General features: G+C 64.4%; 16 protein-coding genes. 7 read left to right on the top strand and 9 right to left on the bottom strand.

The window, feature by feature from the left end; translation table 11 throughout:
* A partial coding sequence (locus tag HUS57_RS01680; RefSeq protein ID WP_246727691.1) for a thiamine pyrophosphate-dependent enzyme occupies window positions 1-565 on the top strand: 565 nt, incomplete at its 5' end.
* Between the two features lie 48 nt (window positions 566-613).
* On the opposite strand, the gene HUS57_RS01675 is transcribed toward HUS57_RS01680, so the two are convergent.
* The 7 genes from HUS57_RS01675 to tcuA form a co-directional block, all read right to left on the bottom strand.
* Window positions 614-1981 (bottom strand): aldehyde dehydrogenase, encoded by a 1368-nt coding sequence (locus tag HUS57_RS01675; RefSeq protein WP_246727690.1) that lies wholly within the window; start codon window positions 1979-1981, stop codon window positions 614-616.
* 16 nt (window positions 1982-1997) lie between these two features.
* Window positions 1998-2276 carry an MmgE/PrpD family protein gene (locus HUS57_RS17790; RefSeq protein WP_210256039.1) on the bottom strand — a complete coding sequence of 93 codons (279 nt, stop codon included), beginning with the start codon at window positions 2274-2276 and terminating at the stop codon, window positions 1998-2000.
* 4 nt (window positions 2277-2280) lie between these two features.
* Complete coding sequence (locus tag HUS57_RS01670; protein WP_173931221.1) at window positions 2281-3495, bottom strand: MmgE/PrpD family protein; 1215 nt, start codon at window positions 3493-3495, stop codon at window positions 2281-2283.
* 185 nt (window positions 3496-3680) lie between these two features.
* Complete coding sequence (locus HUS57_RS01665; RefSeq protein WP_173931189.1) at window positions 3681-5189, bottom strand: tripartite tricarboxylate transporter permease; 1509 nt, start codon at window positions 5187-5189, stop codon at window positions 3681-3683.
* Window positions 5190-5234: 45 nt separating this feature from the next.
* The gene (locus tag HUS57_RS01660) at window positions 5235-5711 is read right to left on the bottom strand and encodes a tripartite tricarboxylate transporter TctB family protein (RefSeq protein WP_173931188.1); all 477 of its coding nucleotides are present in this window, start codon (window positions 5709-5711) and stop codon (window positions 5235-5237) included.
* Window positions 5712-5746: 35 nt separating this feature from the next.
* Window positions 5747-7144 carry an MmgE/PrpD family protein gene (locus HUS57_RS01655; protein WP_173931187.1) on the bottom strand — a complete coding sequence of 466 codons (1398 nt, stop codon included), beginning with the start codon at window positions 7142-7144 and terminating at the stop codon, window positions 5747-5749.
* 17 nt (window positions 7145-7161) lie between these two features.
* Complete coding sequence (gene tcuA / locus HUS57_RS01650) at window positions 7162-8691, bottom strand: FAD-dependent tricarballylate dehydrogenase TcuA (RefSeq protein WP_173931186.1); 1530 nt, start codon at window positions 8689-8691, stop codon at window positions 7162-7164.
* A 135-nt stretch (window positions 8692-8826) separates the two neighbouring features.
* Here tcuA and HUS57_RS01645 point away from each other — a divergent pair, with 135 nt between their 5' ends.
* On the top strand, window positions 8827-9801 hold the full coding sequence (locus HUS57_RS01645; RefSeq protein WP_210256038.1) for a LysR substrate-binding domain-containing protein: 975 nt from the start codon (window positions 8827-8829) through the stop codon (window positions 9799-9801).
* On the opposite strand, the gene HUS57_RS01640 is transcribed toward HUS57_RS01645, so the two are convergent.
* Window positions 9798-10970, bottom strand: coding sequence for an enolase C-terminal domain-like protein (locus tag HUS57_RS01640; protein WP_173931185.1), 1173 nt, complete (start codon window positions 10968-10970; stop codon window positions 9798-9800). The genes HUS57_RS01645 and HUS57_RS01640 overlap by 4 nt on opposite strands.
* 267 nt (window positions 10971-11237) lie before the next feature.
* On the opposite strand from HUS57_RS01640, the gene HUS57_RS01635 reads away from it, so the two are divergent.
* The 3 genes from HUS57_RS01635 to HUS57_RS01625 are packed head-to-tail and all read left to right on the top strand — an operon-like array spanning window position 11238 to window position 14017.
* A complete protein-coding gene (locus HUS57_RS01635) occupies window positions 11238-12233 on the top strand; it encodes a tripartite tricarboxylate transporter substrate binding protein (RefSeq protein WP_173931184.1) in 996 nt (331 codons plus the stop codon).
* A 60-nt stretch (window positions 12234-12293) separates the two neighbouring features.
* Window positions 12294-13457: an MFS transporter gene (locus HUS57_RS01630; RefSeq protein WP_173931183.1), complete on the top strand. Its 1164-nt coding sequence runs from the start codon at window positions 12294-12296 to the stop codon at window positions 13455-13457.
* 59 nt (window positions 13458-13516) lie between these two features.
* Window positions 13517-14017, top strand: coding sequence for a hypothetical protein (locus HUS57_RS01625; RefSeq protein WP_173931182.1), 501 nt, complete (start codon window positions 13517-13519; stop codon window positions 14015-14017).
* A gap of 188 nt (window positions 14018-14205) precedes the next feature.
* On the opposite strand, the gene HUS57_RS01620 is transcribed toward HUS57_RS01625, so the two are convergent.
* A complete protein-coding gene (locus tag HUS57_RS01620; protein WP_173931181.1) occupies window positions 14206-14445 on the bottom strand; it encodes a hypothetical protein in 240 nt (79 codons plus the stop codon).
* Window positions 14446-14668: 223 nt separating this feature from the next.
* On the opposite strand from HUS57_RS01620, the gene HUS57_RS01615 reads away from it, so the two are divergent.
* Window positions 14669-15178, top strand: a complete 510-nt coding sequence (locus tag HUS57_RS01615) for a ferritin-like domain-containing protein (protein ID WP_173931180.1) — start codon at window positions 14669-14671, stop codon at window positions 15176-15178.
* Window position 15179: 1 nt separating this feature from the next.
* On the top strand, window positions 15180-15536 hold the full coding sequence (locus HUS57_RS01610; protein ID WP_173931179.1) for a nuclear transport factor 2 family protein: 357 nt from the start codon (window positions 15180-15182) through the stop codon (window positions 15534-15536).
* Window positions 15537-15568: the final 32 nt, after the last annotated feature.

Here is a 15568-nt window from a genome sequence, read left to right as displayed (position 1 = left end):
GGATCCACGCAAGGCGATGTTGGAGCTGGATCGTGCGATCCCGCCCGACTGGGACATCGTCTGCGGCACCGGGCACTTCTTCAACTTCGTGCTGACGCATCTGAAGGGCCGGGCGCCGCAGCGTTATCACCCGATCACCGCGTTCAGCGCCATCGGCTCGGCCATCGGCGCCGCCATCGGCATCGCCGCGGCGCGGGGCGACGGCAAGGTGGTGCTGGTCGAGGGCGACGGCAGCATGATGATGCACATCCAGGAGTTGGAGACGATGCAGCGCCACGGTATCCGGCTGCTGACCGTGGTGATGAATGACGGCGCCTACAGTGCCGAAGCACACAAGTTCCGCGCCAAGGGCAAGGATCCGGCCCAGACCGTCACCGGCCGTCCCGACTTTGCCGCGCTAGCCAGAGCCTTCGGGCACCAGGGCGAGAAGCTGCGGGCACCCGGCGGCATGGACGCGCTGTTGCGTGCCTACCAGGGTAGCGAGAACTCGGCGGTGTGGGATCTGGACATCGACGAGACGATCCCCTCGGCGATGTTCCGGCGGCTGCACTATGGGGAGGCATAGCGGCAGGCCGACGGAAGGGCGCCCCGGCGGACCGGGACGTCCCTGTTCCTAGTCGGCGAAGGGATCTGCAGGCGGACCTTCGGCCAGTTCGACCACGACGGTTTTGGTCTCCAGATACTCATGCAGCACCTCGAGCCCGTTCTCTCGGCCGACCCCGCTTTGCTTGTAACCACCGTAGGGCAGCATCCAGTGCACGGGCCGGAAGGTGTTGACCGAAACCAGCCCAGCCTCCAGCTGCGCCGCGACACGGTGGGCGCGCGTGACGTCCTTCGTCCACAGGCCCGAGACAAGACCATAGGGCACGTCGTTGGCCTTCTCGACCACTTCGTCCTCGGTGTCGAAGGGCAGGAGCGCCAGCACCGGGCCGAAGACCTCCTCCTGCGCCAGGCGCGAGCGGTTGTCGACCTCCCCAAAGATCGTCGGCTCGACGAAATAACCGCGTTCGAATCCCTTCGGACGGCCGCCGCCTAGCAGAAGGCGCGCACCCTCCTCGGAACCTAGCCTAATATAGCGACGGGTCTTCTCCAGCTGCTCGGCCGAGGTCTGCGGACCGATATGGGTGCGCGGGTCCAGTGGCATGCCGACACGTATCTTGCGCACCCGCTCGACCAAGGCGGCGGAAAAGCTGTCGTAGAGCGGCCGTTCGATGAACAAGCGCGAGCCCAGCGAGCAGGACTGTCCGGTAGAGCGGAAGGCCGAGTGGATCGCCACCGTTAGCGCCTTATCTACGTCGGCGTCGGCAAAGACGATGTGGGGCGACTTGCCGCCGCATTCAAAAGTACAGCGCTTCAGGCTGCCGGCGCCCGCGGCCATGATCCGCCGCGCGGTGTGGTGGTCGCCGGTGAACGATATCTTGTTCACACCCGGATGCGCGACCAGCGCCGCCCCTGCCACCGTTCCGAAGCCCGGCACCACGTTGATGACGCCGGGCGGGAACCCAGCCTCCTCGGCCAGACGTGCGATCTCCAGTAAGCTGGCCGGCGTCTGCTCGGCAGGCTTCAGGATCACGGCGTTCCCGGCGGCAAGCGCGGGGCCAAGCTTCCACGACGACAGCGAGATCGGCGAGTTCCAGGGCAGGATCGCCGCCACCACGCCCACCGGTTCGCGCCGGGTATAGGCCAGCGCGTCGGGGCGATACGGGATCTGCTCGCCCAGAATCTTGTCAGCCGCGCCGGCGAAATAGGTGATCCAGTCGGCGGCGCGGTTGACCTCGCCCAAGGTGTCGCGCAGCGGCTTGCCGTTGTCGCGGCTTTCCACCTCGGCCAGTAGCTGCGCGTCGCGCCGGATCAGCGCCGCCAGCTTCTGCATCAGCCCTCCGCGCTGGCTGGCGGTCAGGGTGCGACCCCACGGGCCCTTCATCGCGGCCCGCGCTGCCTCGACCGCGCGGTCGATGTCGTCCGCATCGGCCTCGGCCACCTCGGCCCAGACCTCCTCAGTCGACGGATCCAGCGAGGCGATCACCCGCCCGGAGTGCGGCGGCACCCNCGGCCCGCGCCTCGGCGTCCAGGCCGAATAGAGTCGCTCCCTTGCCCTTCCACTTCGCCGCCAGCCGTCGCGCCGCCTGCCCGCTCTCCTCGTCCGGCGCGGCGCCGGCGATGCTGACGCCGATCGAGTCGACCACATGCAGATAGGCAGCGCGCCGCACCTCGGGGGGGATCGTGGCGGCGCTCAGGCCGGCGATGAAGTCGGCATAGGTTCGGGCAAGGGTCATCGGGTCACTCCGCAGGTTGGATCACCGCGGCGGCGACCAGATCGGCCACCGTACGGTTTCGAAATTCGAGGGCGGTCTCTGCCAGCCGCCGGCGTGCCGCGGAATTCATCGCTGCGGGTGCCAGACTGTCGAGCTTGGCGATCAGGTCGGCGTCGGACAGCGGGTCGCGTGGATCGCCCTTGGGATAGGCAAACTCGGCGCTGCACCTGCGCCCGTCGGTGAAACGAACCTCGACACGCGACGGGCGCTCGGTCGGAAAACGCGGATCCATCGCCGGGTCATTGACGCAGGTCACGCGCTCCAGCATTGCCTGAAGGTCGGCGTCGGCCCAGCGGGCGGCCTTCAGCTGCGCCACGCCGTAGCGACCATCGCACAGGGCCGCGGCGACGCAAAATGGCAGGCTGTGGTCGGCAGTTTCGCGTCGGTCGATCAGGTAGCGCGAGGTGCCGCCCATGCCGTCGACCATGTCCTCGACCAACCAGCCGAAAGCGGCGACTTCGACCTGCGACACCTTTGCGGGATCATAGCCAGGCTGCTGGGCGATTTGCAGTGCGCAGTCGATGGCGCTGTGAATGATGTAGGCGGCCGGGTAGCGCTTCAGGCAGGCGCGCGGCAGCCGCCAGTCTCCGAAGGGCCCCGCGAAAAGATTCCAGTCGCAGTTCCCAATCGCATTGGCCGAGACACCGCGCTCGCCCTCGAAGATCGCCAGTGCGCCGGTGACGCCCTCGCGCGCCAGATACGCCGCCTCGAGCCCTCGTGCGGCGGTCTGGCCGGCGCTGATCGACTTCATCATCGAGATCTGGCCCGCGCGCAGCCCGCCCAGCACCGGATAGCAGCCGGCGATTCCCAGGGCGTGAGCCATTTGCTCCTCGGATAGCTTCAGTAGCAGCCCGCAGGCGGCCGCAGCGGCGACCGAGATGAAGAAGGTGTGATCCCAGCCAAGTTTGCGGAAGTATGAGACCTCGCTGAACTCGGCCGCCCGCATCTGGATCTCGAAAGCGACCAGAACCGCATGGATCAGTTCGTCCGCAGTCGACCCCTCTGCCTCGGCTACCGCAATCACGGCCCCCAAAGCGTCGGAGGCATGGGTGGGATTGGTCGAGAAGTACGTGTCGTTCATGTCGAGGTCGCGGATCATGGTCGAATTGACCAACGCCGCCCCCATGACTGAGCAGCTTTGCCCCGTCCCGAGAATCGTCGACTTGGGCGCGCCGGCCAGTCGCTCTGCCCCGCCTGCACCGCGGGCGAGTCACTGGCGCCCAACGCGCAGGCCAGGCTGTCCAGCAGGACCCTCTCGGCCCCGTGCCGGGCATCCTCGTCGATTCGCGAGGCGCGTGCCGAAGCGATCAGCTCATGCGCCAGCCGTTGCGCGACCGTGGCTCCACTGGTGGGCACGTTATTCATTTATGCTGTCTCCGGGTCGTTGGCCTTCACCTGCGCCCGGCGCCGGAAGGAATAGTAGAGACTGATGATCGTCAGTAGCACCAGCACCAGCGGGATCGGCCGGGTGAGTATGACGTTTGGCAGGTTTACCGCGTCGAAGGTGGCCACGGCGCGGATCAACTCGGGCTCCAGCATGTCGGACAGGATGATGCCCAGCAGCAGCGCGATCGGAGGATAGCCGTAGCGCTGCATGACATAGGCCAGAAGGCCGAAACCGATCAGCAGGCCGATGTCAAAGAAGGTCTCGCGCGTCGCGAACACGCCCCAGCAGGTGATCGCCAGAACGATCGGCACCAACACCTGATTCGGCACCTTCAGGATCCAGGTGCTGAAGGCGATGACGAGCAGCCCGGCGATCGGCAGAAGCGCGACCTGCAGGAACTGGGCCAGGAACACCGCATAACCGAGATCGAGGTTCTCGGCCAGCAGGCGCGGGCCGGGGGTCAGCCCGTGGATCAGGAAGGCGCCCAGCATGATCGCGGTGGCTCCGCCGCCGGGAATTCCCAGTGCCAGCATCACGGCGGTCGAGCCCATCTCGGAGGCGTTGTTCGCCGATTCGGATGCGATGACACCGCGCGAATCGCCGTCACCGATGGTATTATTCTTCTCTGACTGCTTGGCGCTGTGCCACGACACCAGCGAGGCGACGGACGAGCCGGCGGCCGGCAGCGCGCCGACCACGACACCGATGAGCGTCGAGCGGAGAAGTAACATCTTGTAACGGGCACTGTCGATCATGCCGTGCAGCTGTTTGCGAAAGTTCGGACGCCGCAGCAGCGCGTCATTGACGACAAAGCTTTCGCCGGCGAGAGCGAACAGGCCCGGCATCGCGAGGATCCCCAGGATCACCGGCACAACCGGCAGCCCGTCGATCAGCCACATGTTGCCAAAGGTGGCGCGGTAGACGCCGCCCCAGCTGACCCCGACAGTTCCCAACAGTAGACCTAAGCCGCCGGCGAGGATACCCTTGCCAAGCGTCTCGCCCTTGAACGAGGCTACGATCGTCAGTGCGAAAACCCCGACCATCAGCATCTCGACCGGGCCAAACATCAGCGCGAAGGTTGCGATGGGCTTCAGCAGCACAAGCACCAAGACGGCGGCAAACAGCGAACCCAGCGCCGAGGCGCCGATGGCATAGCCTTGCGCTTCGTTCTGCTGTCCGTTGCGCGCCATGGCAAAGCCATCGAACCCTGTCGCGGCCGAGGCGGGCGAGCCTGGCATGTTCAGGATGATGGCCGTGATGGAGCCGCCATAGACCCCGCCGGTGAAGATCGAAGACAGGAACACCAGCGCTTCGATGGCGGTCATGTGGAAGGTGAAGGGCATCACCAGCGCGATCCCCAGGCTGGCGGTCATCCCGGGGATAGCGCCCACGATGACGCCGTACAGTAGCCCGGCCGGAATCAACCACAGCAACTGCCAGTCCAGAAGCAGCGCGAACGCCTGCCCCATCATTTGCGTGTCAATCATGCCGTCCCTCCCTTGACGTGCATTGGTTGTTTGAAGGCTCTTGCTTCACCAGGGCGTCAGGAACAGCGGCATGCGAATACCGAAGACCTGGACGAAGATCAGCCAAAGCAACAGACTGGTCAGCACGGGTGCCAGGATCAGCACCACCGGCTTTCTGAAACGCAGGATCCACATGCTCACGACCAGCAGCACCGCGGTCGCCGGCACCGCGCCAAAAAGGTAGAACAGCAGTACCGCAACCACGGAGACGCACATGAACGCCACTTGATCGCGCACGTTGACCGCAGCGGAGGTTCCCGCCTCCTGCGCCGCCGGAAGGGCGCTGTGGCGGCGGATTTCCCAGACGATGATCCAAAGGTAGAAGGGGAGCATCGCCACCACGACCGGGCGGACCAGGATCAGGTTCTGCGCCCGCATCCGCACGTCCCACAGCGAGCCGAGGTACCACAGGCTGGCCAGCATGATTGCGGTTGGCACCGCCAGCCGCATCACCAGTTCGGTCCGGTTTCCCGATGTCGTCATGACGACGCTCCTCCCTTGTCGTCGGGCCGCCTCGCTCAGCCCCGCAATGTCTGCAGCGCGCGGCCCAGCGCCGGTCCGGGCTCGGTTACATTGTCTAGGCCCTGCACGGTCGCCGCGATCTCGTCGACCGCCGCGTCCGTCAGCACCCGGCCGGCCAGGTCGCGGAACTTCGACATCATGGTCTCGTCCGACAGCGGGTTGCGCCAGTGGCCGCTGCGATAGGTGACGTCCTGCTCGAAGGTGCGGCCGTCTTTCATCGTGACCACAGCATGCACCGCTCGCATCTCGTGCGGGCCTCCGGCGTCCAACTTGGGATCCACCACCACCTCGATGCGATTCGCCAGATCGACGATCTTGGGATCGTGCAGCTTGTCGTCCGTGTACTGGTCGACGAAGGCGGTCCCCTCCAGCAGCGTCACCGCGGCGGTGTAGGGCAGGTTCATCTGCGCGGTGATGGTTTCGGCCGGCTCATAGGGCCATCCGCAGTGGACATGCACCATGTGCGTGGTACCGATGACCACCTTGGCGACATCCTCGCCGCGGATCCCCTCGCGCGCGCGGATCGCCCGCAGTGCGTCGACCGAGGTCTGACTGGAGGCGAGGGACGAGTACTGCTTGAACCCGTTCTTGAGAATCTCGAAGTCGGTGCCCAGGCCGTTGGTCGCCCAATCCAGGTTGTACTTTTCGGCATAGGTCGAGCAGAAGCCGCCATAGGGCGCCTCCAGCACATCGCGCACGCCGGTCAGGCCCTCTTGCGCGCTCATCGCGGCGATGATGCCGTTCTGCGCCGCCTTACCCGAGTGGAACCGCTTGGCCATCGCGCCAAACTGGGAGGCCATCAGACCCGCCGCCTGCGAACCGGCCAGGCCGAGCGCGCTGACGAACTGGTCAACGTCGAGGGCCAGCAGCTTGGCCGTGGTCGCTGCCGAGGCGAAGGTGCTGGTCAGGCCGCAGGGGTGGAAGCCGCGGTGGAACGCGCTGGGACTGACGGTGTTGCCGATCCGCGCACCGAGCTCATAACCGACGACCACGGCCAGAACCATGTCTTTGCCGGTGAACTTGCCGAAGGCCTCCGACACCGCGATCACCGGAGGCACCACACCGGCGCCGTAGTGCGACATCGACTGGTCGTGGCAATCGTCCAGTTCGAATCCCTGCGCCGCAGTGCCGTTGACGAAGACCGCGCCCAGTGGGTCGGCCTTCATGTTCATGCCCCAGACGCTGGCGGTCTGTGCCTGGCCCAGCCGGCCGACAACGCGCGCGACCGAGTGGCTCCAATCCTTAGTGGCGCCGTAGAGGCCGCAGCCCAGGCTGTCGAGGATGCAGCGCTTGGCCATTTCGATGACTTCGGGCGACAAATCCTCGTACTTCAATCCGACGGCGAAGTCGGCCAGCGCCCGGGTCGGCATCTCGGTCTTTGCGGCAATGTTCATGCTGCTTCCTTTCTTGCTCAAGAGATCGCCGTTGCCGGCTGGGTAACAAGGCTGCGAGCCGCGCGCGCCGCATGCTTGCCGGCAAGCCGGCCAAAGACTGCGCCGCTGGTCAGGCCGCTTGCACCCGGGTAATTGAAGTAGAACAGGCCCCCCACCATTTCGCCGGCGGCGAATAGACCGGGGATCGGCCGGTGGGCGGTGTCGACCACCTGACCCTCGTTGGTGATGTGCAGCCCGCCGAAGGCGAAGGTGATGCCGCAGGTGACGGCGTATGCCTCGAAGGGGCCGGTGTCTATGGTGTTCGCCCAGTTCGTGCGTGGCACCGGCAGCCCCGGCGCGCCGCGCCCGTCGCTGGAGTTGGGGTCGAACGGCACCTCGGTCTGCACCGCGGCGTTGAACTCAGCGATGGTGCGGCGTAGCCCCTCGGGGTCCACCTCGTCCAACTGTGCGATCAGCCCCTCCAGTGTGTCCGACCGCACCTTGGTGACGAAGCGGGTGCGGTACTCATCGGTCAGCAGGTGCAGCACCTTGCTGTCGTAGATCTGCCAGGCGACCTGTCCAGGCTGTTTCAGCACTTCCTTGCCGTACTTGGCATAGGTGTAGTTGCGGAAGTCGGCGCCTTCGTCGATGAACCGCTGCCCGGCGCTATTGACGACGATCCCGAAGGTGTAGCTATGGCGCTGGTAATGTGGCGTCTGCGCCATGTCGCCGAAATCCGAGGCATATCGCTCCCACGCCGTGGCATGGCAGCCCGACCAGTGGCCCCTCGGCTGGGCACCGATGCGCAGCGCCATCTCAAGGCCGTCTCCGGTGTTGAAGCGACTGCCGCGGACCTTGGCCAGGTCCCAGCCCGGCCCCAGGTACTTGGCGCGCATCTCGGCACTCGCTTCGAAGCTGCCGCAGGCCAGCACTACGGCGCGGGCGTAGATCCGCTGAGTCGCGCCACCCGAGACCGCGACCACGCCCGAAACGCTGTGCTGATCGTAAATTAGGTCGCGCACCCAGGTTTCGTAGCGGATCTCGACCCCCAATTTCTCGGCCCGCGCATACAACGCGTCGACCAGTCCGGGCCCGCCCGCGGCAACGACCAGTGTTGTACCACCCCAGAATTTGAAACGACCGTCGACACGATAGGCTTGGCGGCCGTAGTTGGCCATGAACCGGACGCCGTGGTCCTTCAGCCAGAACAGGATGTCGCGGCTGTTCCGGACCAGGATTTCGCACAAATCGGGGTCGGTGCGGTACTGGGTGATCCGCGCCATGTCGTCGAAGAAGTCGGCCTCGGAATAGGCACCGAAGTCGGTGGTCGCGATCTCGGACTCGGTCAGGTCGGGCACCAGAGCGGTGACATCCTCCACGCCATTATAGACAGCACGAAACTTTCCGTCGGTGAAGGTGCTGTTGCCGCCGCGCTCCTCCTTCGGTGCCCGTTCAAGCACGAGAACATGGGCGCCTTCGTCGGCGGCCGAGATCGCCGCGCAGAGCGCGGCATTGCCGCCGCCTACGATGACGACGTCATAGGGTTCGGTCAGGTCAGCGCAAGTCATCCATCCGTCCGTGGCACATGTGGTTGATCCTCCCACCGCGCCCTGTCACCGCGAGGCAGGGAGGCGCTTGGGTGTCTTGAAGGAAGGCTAGCATCCCGCTCAGTATGTGGTCACAGAATGATTTGACATTCTGGGATGATTTCGGGCTATGCTGTCATCATGAAACTCCAGCAACTCCGCTACGTGTCCGAGATCGTCCGACAAGGTAATCATCTGTCGGCCGCAGCGGATTCGCTGAACACGTCGCAGCCCGGCGTCAGCCGGCAAATTCAGCTGTTGGAAAGCGAGCTCGGGTTCGAGATATTCACCCGCACCCGCAACCGCATCATTGGCCTGACCGAACACGGTGCACAGGTTCTGGCCATCGCCGACCGTGTGACCGCGGAGATCGAGGCGCTGCGCTCACTCGGCGAGGATGCCAAGGCCCGTGACCGCGGTGTGCTGACCATCGGAACCACGCATACGCAAGCGCGCTACGTGCTGCCGCGGGTGGCGAAGGACTTCATCGGCCGTTACCCCGGGGTGCAGCTCGTGTTTAAGCAGGGCGATCCCGAGCAGATCTGCCAAATGGTGGAGGATGGGGAGGCCGATCTTGCCCTTGGCCCCGAGACAGTGAAAACCTATCCGCGCTTGGTGAAGTTGCCCTGCCTGGAGCTGACCCGCAGCGTGGTGGCCACCAAAGGTCACCCGATCTTCGCGCTGCCCGAGATCACACTTCACGACATCGCCTGCTACCCGATCATCAGCTACGACCCCCGCTATACCGGTCGCTGGAAGGTGATGGGCGAGTTCCGCAAGGCGGGTATAGAGCCCAAGGTGATATTGTCGGCGATCGACGCCGACGTCTGCAAGACCTATGCGGCGATGGGACTTGGCCTTGCCATCCTGACCAGCGTCGCCTACGTGCCTGAACATGACGTCGAGCTTGCCGCGCGCGATTGCGGCCACCTCTTCGCTTCGTCGATCTCGACCGTCACCATCAGGCCCAGCACCTATGTGCGTCACTTCGTGCTGGATTTCATCGCCAGTCTGGCGCCGCATCTGACTGCGCGCTTCGTAATGGGGAAGATGCGGACCGCAGCACGCAAGAGTGCCGCGGCCGCGGATTAGGGGGTCACCACCGCGCGGTGGATTGTGTGCCGATCCAAGGCTTTGGCATCCACCGCCACGCCCAGGCCCGGTGCCTCTGGCAGCTTGACAGCGCCGTGCTTCAGTACAAGCGCCGGCTCGGTAAGCAGTGGGTCGGGGCCGACGGTGTCGAGGGCGAAGGCGAATTCGGCCGCGCCGAACATCCGTCGATCGGGGAAAGCGGCGTGGAAATGGGCCGAGGCCGCCGCTTCCAGCTGGGAGGTTACCGCCAGCCCCCCTAAGTTCAGTTTGATGTTCGCTGCCTCGGCGACGGCGGCGATCTTGCGCGCGGCGCTGAGGCCACCCACCTTGTAGTGCTTAATGCAGAACACGTCGACCGCCCGTGCCTCGGCCAGCGCGAAGGCGTCTGCCAGGGTGAACAGGCTTTCGTCCGCCATCACGGGCACGCCTCCCGCCTGCGCCCGGATCGTCGCAAGCGCTCGCAGGTCCCGCCGCTCGACCGGCTGCTCCAGATAGCCAAGGTCGAAGTCGCGCACTGCCGCCAGGAAGGCCAGTGTCTCGGCCAGAGTCCATCCGGTGTTTGGATCGACGCCGATGACGATGTCCGGACCAAGCGCCTTGCGCACCATTTCCAAGTTTCGGACATCCTGTCGCCAGCCACCCTTGCCCGCCGCTTTCAGGCACAACACTCTGATCCCGAACTGGTGCACGGCGCGCTCGGCCTCCGCCAGCATTTTGCCCTGATCGGCGGCCATGCTGACCGACCACTCGATCGGAATCACCGGCTGGGAGACTCCGCCCAGCAACCGCGCCACCGGAACGCCCAGTTGTTTTCCCCACAGGTCGTGCAGCGCGCTGTCCAGCACCGCTCGTGCAGCCGGATTGCCGGCCAACCGGTCGTCGAATGCGGCCTGGACCGCTTCGAACTCCGAAGGGTGGCGGCCCAGCAAAAGCGGGCCGTAGATCTCCGTGATCGCAGCGACGACGCTGTGCACGGTGTCGGCGACGAAATGGCCCGGGCTGATCGGGCGGATCTGCCCATAGCCCACCGCGCCGCCCCCGTGAATCGCCACCAACACAGGTTTGCCCAATAAGTCTTGCGGCGCGCCGGTGTCGTAGCTGCCGCTGGAGAAGGTGCGCTGAATGCGGGTCGGCAGTTCGGTGACGAAGACCTCTATCCGGTCGATCATGACGGGCTTGCTCCGGGGCAATGTGCACTGGGCGCGACTCACAGCACACTAGCCCAGGTGCCGCTGGCTTTCGCATGCCGATCCGTCATGCTGAGATAACGGCAGCGAATGCCAGCGGTATGCCTGTTTCGAATAGTGGATTGCCAGCTCATTATTTCCCGTACTGCCAGCCCCTGCGCTATGCCTTAAGGGCAGCGGTCCATCTTCGCCGCGGCCGACGTCCATCAGTGGGACCGGTCCGAAGGAAGGTCAACCAGGGAGGACCAAATGAATCGCCTGATCACCCACCTTGCCGGTGCTGCATGCATTGCCGTCCTGGCTACCGCTGGCTTGCCCGCCATGGCGCAGGACTACCCAAACGGCCCGGTAAACATTGTCGTCGGCTTCGCTCCGGGCGGCAGCGACGATACCGGAGCGCGTGCACTGGCCCCAGCGCTGGAGCAGCAACTGGGCGTCCCGGTGCTGGTCGATAGCCGGCCCGGCGCGGCGATGCAGATCGCCCTGGAATACACCTGGGCCAAGCCGCATGACGGCCAGACGCTGATCTGGATGAACCAGCAGTATCTCAGCGCCATCGAGGCGCTGAGCCCGGTCGACTACAGCACCGACCAGTGGACCTGGTTGGAACTGCTGCAGAACGACCCGGTCGTCGTCGTAGTGAACGCCAATTCGCCATGGGCGGCCATGGACGATTTCGTTGAGGACATGCGCGCCCGGCCCGACACGGTGACGATGGGTCTGTTGATCGGCTCGGTTCAGGTCCTCGCCTGCAAGCGGCTGTTCGAGGGACTGCTGAGCGTCAAGTTCCGGGAGGTTCCGCAAACCAGCGGTGGGGCAATGCGCTCGGCGGTTGTCGGCGGCCACCTAGATGCGACCTGTACGAATGCATCCGAGACCTACGCGCTCGGGCCGGACGTGCGCACTCTGGCGGTGTTCAACGATGCCGGCACCAGTCTGATGCCGGACGCGGTTCCGGTGAACGCGTACCTGAAGGAGAAAGGCATCACCGAAACGCTTCCCGACCTCGGCTCGATCCGCGGCATCGCAGTGCCCAGGGACTTTGCCGAGAACCAGCCAGAGGCGTTTCAGAAGCTCTATGACGCATATCAGGCCGCTGTGAACTCGGACGAATACAAGGAGTGGCTGAAGACCAGTGGCCGCGACGCCATCACGCTGAGCCTTCCGATGGAGCAGAGCAACGAGCTCGTTGCAAGCTTCAACAAGTTCTTTGATGACAACAAGCAGTACCTGACCGGCGAGTGAAGTCGGGCGGCCCGCGCGCATTCCCGCGCGCGGGCACCGGCGCCAGAGGATCGACCTGAAGTGACGCTTCTCCAACGCCGGTCGTTTCTGGCCCTTCTGGGCCATACTTTCCTGCTCCAGGTCATCGTGATGCTGTTGCGAATCACGATGACCTATCAGGCTGTGGCCATCGGCCTTGACGCACTCTGGATTGGGCTGATCGGCGGCGCCTTCGGGGCGGTTCCGGCGCTGCTGGCTTTGCATGTTGGCCGGGCCATTGACAGGTTGGGCGAGCCGGTAGCCCTGGCCGCGGGTTCGGTGATGGCCTTGGTCGCAGCGATGGGTCTGTGGCTGGCGACACCGAGCGCCCTCAACCTCTTGTTGCTCAGCACCGCCACCGGCTTTTCGCAATTCATCGGCGTCGCCGGGCAACACGGCGCCGCAGGCAAGACCTGCCGCGAGCGGCAGGCGGCCAGCTTTGGCCATGTTACGCTGATGATATCCCTAGCGCACATGATAGGGCCCCTGCTGTTCGGAATGCTGGCCGGTCCGCAGGCGGTGCCCGAGACGGCGCCGGTGGTGCTGGCGGCATGCGCAGCCAGCCTGGTGCTGCTTGCCGGCACGCTGCTGATCCGGAACCAGCCGCAGCAGACGCCACCCGCCACCCACGTCGGGATGTGGTCGACGACCTGCACCATAATGAAGACGCCGGGCTACGTCCCGGCCACTTTGGCCTCGCTGGGGCTGTTCGCAGCGATGGATCTCCTGGTGCTGTACCTGCCACTGTTTGGTGCGGAGCGCGGCCTCAGTCCGACTGCCGTCGGCCTGCTGCTGGCCCTCCGGGGCGCCGCTTCGGTTGTGTCGCGACTCTTCTTTGGCCGCCTCTACCGCGCTATGCCGCGGCAGCGACTTCTGGTGCTGGCTCTTCTGGGGTCTGGCGCGGCGATCGCGCTCATCCCGCTGGTGGCATCGCCGATTTTGATGGGCGCCCTGGCCTTCGTCGCCGGGCTCGGCCTCGGCATCGGCGCGCCGCTGACGCTGGCCTGGATCGGCGAGATCATCTCCTCCGGCACATTGGGCAGCGCACTGTCGCTGCGGCTGGCGGTAAACCGGGCCGGGCAAGCGGTGCTACCGGTGGCGGTCGGCACGCTCGTCGGCGGTCTGGGGGCCGGCGGGGTAATTGTCGTCATCGGCGCCGCGCTGCTGGTCTCGAGCGCCCTCGTTGCCCGGCCCGGCGGCGGCTGAGCTCCGTCAGCGCCGATGATGGCGCGCACACGAATGGCAAGGCCACGTGCGGTGCCGGCGTGCCGCCGGTGATCATCCGCGAGCTGACGCGCAATCCGACCTTGCGCGAGCGCGCGCGCAAACATGACGTGATCCTTCAACTGCTCTTCGATGAGGCCGAGGCCGGCCGGCTCTACACCGCGCTGCAATTCGCCGAGGGCTTCGAGAACCAGGCCGGGCTGGGTGGCAAGGACACGATCCGCGAACGGATCAGCGTGCTGGCCACGAAGAGTTTCATCAAGTTCGTTCGCGATGGCGCGCCGTTCGGCCTGCCAACCTCGCGCTCGAAGTTCGGCTATCTCTGCGTCGAAGGCATGACGTTCCCGACCGGAGAAGAGACGGCAGACCCCGACACCGGCGAGATCGTGCCCGTCCGGATCCCGGTCCTTCCCAGCACCTACAAATGCCCGCAGAGCGGCGCGGTGCTGCGCTCTCGAAGTTGTGGGGGTGAAAGCCACACACAGGGCGCGGTGCTTCCTGTGTTGGACAGAGAAGTTGTGCGGTGGCGAAGATTCACTTAAGAATACTGGCGCGTGCTGGCCTGCTGTGAGGCATGCTTCGAGCGAGTTTGTCGAAGAGTCCTCTCCCTCCGCCACTTTCAAGCTGCCCATTCTTCGCACATGGTTCACATTCCATTTTGAAGAAATGATTGACGCTTCGTGTCGTGGAATCCTGAGCATTCGGTTGATCCGTCATGCCCCTGCTTCGATCACTTCCGGCGCTCAAAGCGGGAGCTGCGCTGGAGGTAGATGCGAAGGCTTTCCACCATCTCACCTTCATCGTCCACACCGGCCATAAAGAGTGACATCATTGCCTGTGCCAGGTCCTCTGCCTCGGCGCTAGAGGATGAGATATCATGCTCTTCGCAAAGGTGCTGAAATACGCGCTCCAGAACAGCAAGATCGTCTGGATAGGCGACGCCTTTCGGCAGAGTAATCGAGCGCTTCATGGCCCATCAATTTCCTGAGACTAAGGAAGTACGGTGATCGCCTGCTGTCGGAAACGGCCATCGAGCATTGCTGCCGTTGGTCTACAGCTAACTAACCCCCGCCTCACATGGATCAACCCGGGAGCATCCAGCAAATTGCTTGACCGGATGATGCTGCCATCGCCCCGGCAAATGAACATTTTTGCTTTCCGGCAGTTCTGCTCGATCAAAAAGGAGCAACGAAATGACTGACCGGCGCGAATGGTTCATTCAATGGCTGCGTGACGCACACGCCATGGAACAGCAAGCAGAAACCATGCTCAATGGCCAGATGGAGCGGCTGGAAAATTACCCGGAGCTGAGGGCGCGAATTGCTCAACACGTGGAAGAGACAAGACTGCAGGCTGCGCGCTTGCAGGAATGCCTTGATCAATTGGGCGAAAGCACTTCATCCATGAAGGATGCCGGGGGCAAACTGACCGCTATGATGCAATCTCTCAGTGGCGTGTTTGCGGGCGATGAGGTCATGAAGGGATCGCTCGCGAGCTATACATTCGAGCATATGGAGATTGCTTCATACAAGATATTGATCGCTGCCGCCGAAGCGCTAGGCGAAGAGCAGGTTGCGAGCGTGTGTCGGCAAAACCTGGAGGAGGAGGAAGCAATGGCCGAATGGCTAAGCGAACAGCTCGTTCCCACAACGGACAGGTTCCTTAGCAGGGCTGAGGTGGATGCCGATTCGGCAAAGCGCTAACGTGACGGAGAAACCCAGAAGCACCCGGCAGGTCTTCGAAGACCACCTTGAAAAGCGCAAGAGGCATCTGCTGGAGGAAGATCTCGCCAAGAATTATGCCAAGGATGTTGTCCTGTTGACGGTCAACTCCAACGCTGTTGGACATGATGCGATCCGCACATCGGCGGCACGTCTTGCCGAGCAGTTGCCGGACGGCACATTTGAATTTCTTGCAAAGCAGGTGAACGGTCGCTTTGCCCTATTGATATGGCGCGGCAACTCTCATCGGGGAAGAGCGATCGACGGTTCGGACAGTTTTGTTATTGAAGATGGGCTGATCCGTCTCCAGACGATCCATTATCGCTTGGTGGATAGCTGACACCAAGGCGCAGCGCTGTTGCAAGGCCCGGC

The organism is Chelativorans sp. Marseille-P2723 (assembly GCF_902809845.1).
GTDB lineage: Bacteria > Pseudomonadota > Alphaproteobacteria > Rhizobiales > Rhizobiaceae > Chelativorans.
The sequence above is the reverse complement of the archived record's forward strand: the minus strand, read 5'-3'. Positions and strand labels throughout refer to the sequence as shown.